The organism is Allobosea sp. TAB14 (genome assembly GCF_052113865.1).
Lineage (GTDB): Bacteria > Pseudomonadota > Alphaproteobacteria > Rhizobiales > Beijerinckiaceae > Allobosea > Allobosea spartocytisi.
In genome coordinates, this window is the sequence record NZ_JBFRDQ010000306.1 from 1 (window position 1) to 2,998 (window position 2,998).

General features: G+C 66.4%; 4 protein-coding genes and 1 pseudogene. 4 read left to right on the forward strand and 1 reads right to left on the reverse strand.

Features of this window, described 5'->3' with window-relative positions:
- From AB4Y99_RS26805 to AB4Y99_RS26820, 4 genes and pseudogenes are all read left to right on the forward strand, one after another.
- Positions 1–196 (forward strand): annotated as a pseudogene (locus AB4Y99_RS26805) (hypothetical protein); the annotation flags it as partial.
- A gap of 5 nt (positions 197–201) precedes the next feature.
- Complete coding sequence (locus tag AB4Y99_RS26810) at positions 202–711, forward strand: GNAT family N-acetyltransferase (RefSeq protein ID WP_441525471.1); 510 nt, start codon at positions 202–204, stop codon at positions 709–711.
- A gap of 13 nt (positions 712–724) precedes the next feature.
- Positions 725–1,183: a RidA family protein gene (locus AB4Y99_RS26815; RefSeq protein WP_038361290.1), complete on the forward strand. Its 459-nt coding sequence runs from the start codon at positions 725–727 to the stop codon at positions 1,181–1,183.
- A complete protein-coding gene (locus tag AB4Y99_RS26820; protein WP_441525472.1) occupies positions 1,180–2,301 on the forward strand; it encodes an alanine racemase in 1,122 nt (373 codons plus the stop codon). Before AB4Y99_RS26815 ends, AB4Y99_RS26820 begins: the two co-directional genes overlap by 4 nt.
- 41 nt (positions 2,302–2,342) lie before the next feature.
- Here AB4Y99_RS26820 and AB4Y99_RS26825 read toward each other — a convergent pair whose 3' ends face one another.
- Positions 2,343–2,909, reverse strand: a complete 567-nt coding sequence (locus AB4Y99_RS26825; RefSeq protein WP_038361293.1) for a DUF2345 domain-containing protein — start codon at positions 2,907–2,909, stop codon at positions 2,343–2,345.
- Positions 2,910–2,998 lie beyond the last annotated feature (89 nt).

Sequence of the window (2,998 nt, forward strand, 5' to 3'; positions counted from 1 at the left end):
GGAATACGGTTCGCTCAAGGTCGGCTCGCTCGGCGACGCGACCATCCTGACGATCAAGGAAGGCAAGTTCGACTATGTCGACGTGGTCGGCGAGCACCTGATTGGTGACAGGAAGTTCGTCTCCGAGGGCGTCGTGCTCAAGGGCAAGTGGTGGCACCCGAAGCGGACCAGCAAGTTCCCGAAGGTCGCAGCGTAACTTTCATGTCACGCGAAACGGGCTGGCGCCGCATGGCGCCTGCCGATCTGCCGGCCGTGATGCGGATCGCGGCCGTTGTCCACCCAGCCTATCCCGAGGACGAAGCCGTCTTCGCCGAGCGGTTGCGGCTTGCCGGCGAAGGCTGCCATGTCCTGGAGGGCGAGGGCGGGGCGCTGCTCGGCTATCTCGTCAGCCATCCCTGGCCGGCCGGCGAGATCCCCGCGCTCAACTCCCGGCTTGGCGCCGTTCCGGAGAGCCAGGCGAACTGGTATCTGCACGACCTCGCTGTGCTGTCCGAAGGACGCGGAGCGGGGGCTGGCGGCCGGATCGTCGCTGAGCTCGCCCGCCGGCTCGTGCAGGCCGGCTACCGAAGCCTCTCGCTGGTGGCGGTGAACGGCTCTACAAGCTTCTGGCAGCGTCAGGGATTTGCCGTTGTCGAAGAGCCCGCGCTGGCCGGGAAGCTGGCGACTTACGATGAAGCGGCCTGCTATATGCGCCGCGACCTGAAGGACTGAGGAGAAAGATGCCATGAGCGCCGATGACAGGCTGAAGGAACTGGGGCTGACCCTGCCGGAGGTGCCGACGCCGGTCGCGACCTATGTCAGCTTCAAGCAGGTCGGCGACATGATCTATCTCTCCGGGCAGGGTCCCAAGCGCGCCGACGGCACCTATCCGACCGGCAAAGTCGGCGCCGACGTCACGATCGAGCAGGCCTATGAGCATGCCAAGCAGACCGGCCTCGGTCTGCTCGCGGCGATGAAGAAGGCGGCGGGCTCCCTCGACAAGGTCGAGATCGTCAAGCTGCTCGGCATGGTCAATGCCGCGCCCGATTTCTCGGACCATCCCAAGGTCATCAATGGCTGCTCCGAYCTGTTCGTCGCCGTGCTCGGCGACCGGGGCCGCCACGCCCGCTCGGCCGTCGGCATGGGCTCGCTGCCGAACCGCATGACCGTCGAGATCGAGGTCATCGTGAAGGTGCACCCATGAGCGTGACCGCGACCACGTCCAGGGCCGTCGACCAGCCGGCCGCCACGCCGCTCGCCGCCGAGATCGCCCGCATTTACGGCACCCCTGCCGTCGTGATCGACCTCGACAAGGTCGATGCCAACATCGCCCGTCTCCAGGCCGCCTGCGATGCGGCCGGCGTCGCCAACCGCCCGCATATCAAGACGCACAAGTCGCCTGAACTGGCGCGGCTCCAGGTCGAGGCCGGCGCGCGCGGCAYYACCTGCCAGAAGCTCGGCGAGGCCGAGGTSATGGCCGATGGCGGCMTCGACGACATCCTGATCAGCTACAACATCCTCGGCGAGGAGAAGCTGGGCCGCCTCGGCGCGCTCCAGCGTCGCGTCCGGATGATCGTCGCCGCCGACAACCCCGTCACCATCTCCGGCCTGCCGCGTGCCGGCGAGATCGCAGGCCGTGATCTGGAAGTCGTCATCGAATGCGATACGGGCCGCAAGCGCGCCGGCGTCGAGACGCCGAACGAGGCGGTCGAGTTGGCGAAGATGGTCGCGGCCTCGCCCGGCCTGCGCTTCGCCGGCTTCCTGATGTACCCGCCGGAGGATGGCTGGGAGCGCACACAGGTTTTCCTCGACACCGCCAATGCCGGCCTGCGCGATGCCGGCCTCAAGGCCGACATCGTCTCGACCGGCGGCTCGCCCAACATCCCCAACATGGGCAAGCTCAAGGGCGCGACCGAGCATCGCTCGGGCACCTCGATCTTCAACGACCGCATGCAGATGGCGGCCGGGGTCGCGACCCTCGATGATTGCGCGCTGACCGTCTACGCCACGGTGGTGAGCCGGGCGGCGCCCGAGCGCGGCATCCTCGATTCCGGCTCGAAGACGCTGACCAGCGACAAGGGCGGCCTCGACGGCCATGGGCTGATCCTCGAATATCCTCGCGCGAAGATCGCGCAATTCGCCGAGGAGCATGGCTTCCTCGATCTCTCCGGCACGAACGAGCGTCCCGTCGTCGGCGAAGTCGTGCGCGTCGTGCCGAACCACGTCTGCGTCGTCGTCAACATGGTCGACCGATTGATCACGGTGCGGGGCGACAAGCTGATCGGGGAACTGCCGGTCGCGGCGCGCGGGAAGCTGACCTGACCTGGAAAGACGGCGTGGTTCCGTGAGAAGTGCGGTGCGTGTCAATTCTGCAGGATCTTCGATCCTTTGATCGTGACATGGCCGGACGCCTTGGCTTCGAGGTGTCCGGAGGCCTTGAGCGTGACGTCCCGTCCGTGAAGCTCGACGCTGCCGTCCTTCTTCAGGTCCAGCCTGGCATCGCCGCTTTTCAGCACCATCGCGTTGGCGCTTTCGACCAGAAGCGTCTTGCTGACCGCGACCGTCATCTCCTTGCCGGAGGTGACGGCAAGGCTCTGTCCGCTATCGATCTTGCAGCCCACGGCCGCCGTGACGTTGAAGCTCCGTGTTTCGAACGAGGCTTCATGGCCGCTGCTGATGCGCAGACGGTTGCCGACAACGAGGCTGGCATTGGCGCCTGCGATCACGGCAAGGTTGGCGCCTGCGGTCAGCGTCATCGCGCTGCCGGCCGTGAGCGAGATCCCGAGCCCGCAATTGACGGTCAGAGAGCCCGGCGCGTTGATGACGACATTGCCGCCCCGGTCTGCCGAAATCGCCTGCAGCAAGGCTGCGACCTGCGTCTCCAGCGTGGCGATGCGCTTCTGGAGGGCTTCGTTGTCCCGATCGGCCATCGCATTCCCCGCTTATTGGATGACAGGGTGACGAAACGTCACCTTATCACGCGACAGGCTTGGCGAGAATGCGCTCCGCGGCTCAGCTC

Excerpts from the sequence above, each read along its gene's own strand:
- AB4Y99_RS26810 (WP_441525471.1), top strand. The coding sequence starts at position 202 with ATGTCACGCGAAACGGGCTGGCGCCGCATGGCGCCTGCCGATCTGCCG.
- AB4Y99_RS26825 (WP_038361293.1), bottom strand. The coding sequence starts at position 2,909 with ATGGCCGATCGGGACAACGAAGCCCTCCAGAAGCGCATCGCCACGCTG.